This window comes from Pontibacter sp. HJ8 (assembly GCF_054824225.1).
Genome location: NZ_JSYF01000175.1, coordinates 1 through 2,562 on the forward strand (window position 1 = coordinate 1; position 2,562 = coordinate 2,562).

Sequence of the window (2,562 nt, forward strand, 5' to 3'; positions counted from 1 at the left end):
TGGTCGAAATGACAAGAAAAACAGGTATAGCAATGTATAGTGGGCAGGTATAGCAAGGCATACTTACAGCTTTTGCCAGGTGCACTTTGTGGCAACACACTGTTTGAGCGTTCAGCGAGTTTGTGTTGTCTTGACTTTTTTGCTTACTTTTTTTGTCAAGAAAAAAAGTAAGGCCCCGCCGGCCAGGCGAAACTATGAAACAACTTCAAGTTGGAGATCAGAAGGAAGTAGTTATACAGTAAAGCAGGATACAAGCTGCATGATCGCACCAGCGGGTTAAAAATTGCAGAGTAGTTGAGAAAAGTGTAAATTTTCTGTGTCTGAAGTCATAAAAACTACAGTATACCTGTAAGCTAAAGGATATAGCTCAGGTTATCAGTAATCGTTAAGTATATAAGGACGCGTTGCTTAATAACCTGTTGTCAGGCTGAACGATTCGATCTTGGAATCCAGCACTTTGCCATCCTCACACTTCAACACCCGCTGGGGATAGCGGTTGATGATCTCATAATTGTGCGTAGCCATCAGGACTGCCGTACCGCTGTTATTGATTTCCATGAACAGCTTCATGATGCCGTCTGCTACAATTGGATCCAGGTTACCGGTGGGCTCATCGGCAAATAAAATGACCGGCTCATTGAGGAGTGCCCGGGCCACCACGATACGCTGCTGCTCTCCGCCCGACAACTGGTGTGGCAATTTGTTGGCGGCAGCGTCCAGCCCTACACGCATCAGCACTTCGGAAATACGCTGCTTGCGTTTGGACTTGTCATTCCAGCCGGTAGCGCGCAGTACAAACGCCAGGTTTTCGGCCACGGTGCGGTCAAATAAGAGCTGAAAATCCTGAAAAATGATGCCGATCTTTCTTCTCAGGTAGGGCACTTGCCTGTGTGGCAGTTTACTTATCTTGAAATCAGCAACCGATGCCACCCCGGTCAGCAAGGGCAGGTCGCCGTACAGGGTTTTGAGTAAAGAGCTTTTTCCGCTTCCGGTGCGGCCTACCAAGTATACAAACTCGCCCTTTTCAATGTCAAAATTCACATTGCTCAGAATGGTGTTTACGTCCTGGTAAATAGCGACATCGCGCAGCGATACCACGGGGGTGGAAGAAGAAAAACTCATACGTACTTTAAATATCTAATTGCTGTAGTTTGCCAAATTCAAGGGATTCGATGAGAGCAGCCAGTGCTTCTTCTTTGCCCTCCAGACCATAGCGGTCCAGGTTCTTGAGCGGACGATCTGCCCGGAAGTAGGCGATCAGCACAAAATTATCGTCACGCAGCTGTATGTAATCAGGTATCTTGGCCTTACCCTTTACTTTGATGATGTACATCGATATGAATTAAGAATTTAGAATGAAGAATTAGGAATGTTTCAAATTGTTTAAAGACTTATCCTCAACAATTCTTAATTCCTAATTCTTCATTCTGAATTAACTCTTACTTATTGCCTTTGGCGTGATCAGCCAGGAACTTCTGCAGACCGATGTCAGTAAGCGGGTGGTTCAACAGGCCGGTGATCACAGAAAGCGGGCATGTTACCACGTCAGCTCCCAGCTCAGCACACTGCACCAGGTGCATCACGTGACGCACAGAAGCAGCCAGTACCTGTGTCTGGTAGCCGTAGTTGCCATAGATGTGCACGATCTGTTCGATCAGCTGCAGACCATCCGTAGACACATCATCCAGACGTCCAACAAAAGGAGATACATACGTAGCACCGGCCTTAGCCGCCAGGATAGCCTGTCCAGCTGAGAATACCAGTGTGCAGTTGGTTTTGATGCCACGTTCGCTGAAATGGCGGATAGCCTTTACGCCTTCCCGGATCATAGGCACTTTCACCACGATGTTCGGGTGCAACTCAGCCAGCAGCTCTCCCTCGCGCACCATACCTTCGAAGTCAGTAGCGATTACCTCTGCACTGATGTCACCATCTGCGATCTCGCAGATCTGCTTGTAGTGCGCCATCACGTTATCATGGCCGAAGATGCCTTCTTTGGCCATCAGGGATGGGTTTGTGGTCACACCATCTAGCACGCCAAGGTCGTGTGCCTCTTGAATTTCCTGCAGGTTTGCAGTATCAATAAAGAATTTCATAATGCTGGGGATGTAGATTTGCTTACAAATCTAACGCAATAAGTACTAAGACAAAAGACATTGGGCAAAAGATGAGGGACTAATTCAGGTTTTAAGGGCCAAACCCCATTATTCACCTGTCCGTGAATAGAATAGCAGGTATAGCGGAATTGATAAGCGGGAAACCGGAGGATCTGGTAGGCCCGGAAGAGGGAACGGAATAGTAGGGGCAAAAAAAAAGCAAACCAACATCGCGCCGCTCAACCACCTACCCTTGCTACCTTCCGGTCCTGGGGGAGTTTGGCGGGAGCTGGCCGTGCCGGTTTGCCGATACAAAGGTACATAAATTCTGATGCAGTGCAAATTTAAACCTCACAATTATACTTCATAAATGCTCCTATAATTTAATAAAGCTCACTCTCAGGCAGTTTAATTTTCAAACGTTCTCCTTTGCCCGCTATACCTATACCGGGTCCAACCACCCCTG

The 2,562-nt window shown here is 47.3% G+C and carries 3 protein-coding genes and 1 other RNA gene; all 4 read right to left on the reverse strand.

All coding sequences use genetic code 11. The features are described 5' to 3' along the window. Positions 1-408: 408 nt before the first annotated feature. The 4 genes from OB13_RS08860 to ffs all read right to left on the reverse strand — a co-directional run bounded on the left by OB13_RS08860 (position 409) and on the right by ffs (position 2,406). Positions 409-1,122 (reverse strand): cell division ATP-binding protein FtsE, encoded by a 714-nt coding sequence (locus OB13_RS08860; protein ID WP_461489803.1) that lies wholly within the window; start codon positions 1,120-1,122, stop codon positions 409-411. 7 nt (positions 1,123-1,129) lie between these two features. Next, positions 1,130-1,333, reverse strand: a complete 204-nt coding sequence (locus OB13_RS08865) for a hypothetical protein (protein ID WP_007654512.1) — start codon at positions 1,331-1,333, stop codon at positions 1,130-1,132. A gap of 106 nt (positions 1,334-1,439) precedes the next feature. After that, entirely contained in the window at positions 1,440-2,096 is a 657-nt protein-coding gene (fsa, locus tag OB13_RS08870; protein WP_461489804.1) for a fructose-6-phosphate aldolase, read from the reverse strand. A 213-nt stretch (positions 2,097-2,309) separates the two neighbouring features. After that, positions 2,310-2,406: signal recognition particle sRNA small type (gene ffs, locus OB13_RS08875), an RNA gene on the reverse strand. Between the last annotated feature and the right edge of the window lie 156 nt (positions 2,407-2,562).

What these genes read in the sequence shown, in the direction of transcription:
- OB13_RS08860 (WP_461489803.1), bottom strand. Translation starts at nt 1,122, where the DNA reads ATGAGTTTTTCTTCTTCCACCCCCGTGGTATCGCTGCGCGATGTCGCT.
- OB13_RS08865 (WP_007654512.1), bottom strand. Translation starts at nt 1,333, where the DNA reads ATGTACATCATCAAAGTAAAGGGTAAGGCCAAGATACCTGATTACATA.
- fsa (WP_461489804.1), bottom strand. Translation starts at nt 2,096, where the DNA reads ATGAAATTCTTTATTGATACTGCAAACCTGCAGGAAATTCAAGAGGCA.